This is a genomic window from Haematobacter massiliensis, from assembly GCF_000740795.1.
In the GTDB taxonomy this organism is placed as follows: domain Bacteria; phylum Pseudomonadota; class Alphaproteobacteria; order Rhodobacterales; family Rhodobacteraceae; genus Haematobacter; species Haematobacter massiliensis.
Genome location: NZ_JGYG01000042.1, coordinates 1 through 1,186, shown reverse-complemented (window position 1 = coordinate 1,186; position 1,186 = coordinate 1). Strand labels below are relative to the sequence as shown.

General features: G+C 63.2%; 1 protein-coding gene. It reads left to right on the top strand.

What is annotated here, in order from left to right; translation table 11 throughout:
* Positions 1 to 1,176 (top strand): elongation factor Tu (gene tuf, locus CN97_RS19665; RefSeq protein ID WP_035715313.1); only part of this gene is annotated, 1,176 nt, incomplete at its 5' end.
* Between the last annotated feature and the right edge of the window lie 10 nt (positions 1,177 to 1,186).

Genomic DNA, 1,186 nt, shown 5'->3' with positions numbered 1-1,186 from the left:
ATGGCAAAGGCAAAGTTTGAACGGACGAAACCGCACGTCAACATTGGGACGATTGGCCACGTTGACCACGGGAAGACGACGCTGACGGCGGCGATCACGAAGTATTTCGGCGACTTCAAGGCCTATGACCAGATCGACGCGGCGCCGGAAGAGAAGGCGCGGGGGATCACGATCTCGACCGCGCATGTGGAATACGAGACGGAATCGCGTCACTACGCGCATGTCGACTGCCCCGGTCACGCGGACTATGTGAAGAACATGATCACGGGTGCGGCGCAGATGGACGGCGCGATCCTTGTGGTGAACGCGGCGGACGGCCCGATGCCGCAGACGCGGGAGCACATTCTGCTCGGCCGTCAGGTGGGCATTCCGTACATGGTCGTGTACCTGAACAAGGTGGACCAGGTCGATGACGCGGAGCTTCTGGAGCTCGTGGAGATGGAAGTGCGCGAGCTTCTGTCGTCCTACGAATATCCGGGCGACGACATTCCGATCGTGAAGGGCTCGGCTCTTGCGGCTCTGGAAGGTCGGGACAAGGAGATCGGCGAGGATTCGATCCGCGCGCTGCTCGAAGCGGTGGACAGCTACATCCCGACGCCGGAGCGTGCGGTTGACCAGCCGTTCCTGATGCCGATCGAGGACGTGTTCTCGATCTCCGGCCGCGGGACGGTTGTGACGGGTCGTGTCGAGCGCGGCGTGATCAACGTCGGCGACGAGGTCGAGATCGTGGGCATCCGCCCGACGAAGAAATCGACCTGCACGGGCGTGGAGATGTTCCGCAAGCTGCTGGACCGCGGGGAAGCCGGCGACAACATCGGCGCGCTGCTGCGCGGCGTTGACCGGGAAGGCGTGGAGCGGGGCCAGGTGCTCTGCAAGCCCGGCTCGGTGAAGCCGCACACGAAGTTCGAGGCGGAAGCCTACATCCTCACCAAGGAGGAAGGTGGCCGTCACACGCCGTTCTTCGCGAACTACCGCCCGCAGTTCTACTTCCGGACCACGGACGTGACCGGGACCGTCAAGCTGCCGGAAGGCACCGAGATGGTGATGCCGGGCGACAACCTGAAGTTCGAAGTCGAGCTGATCGCGCCGATCGCCATGGAAGAGAAGCTCCGCTTCGCTATCCGTGAAGGCGGCCGCACCGTCGGCGCCGGCGTCGTCTCCAAAATCATCGAGTAATCGAAAGGCT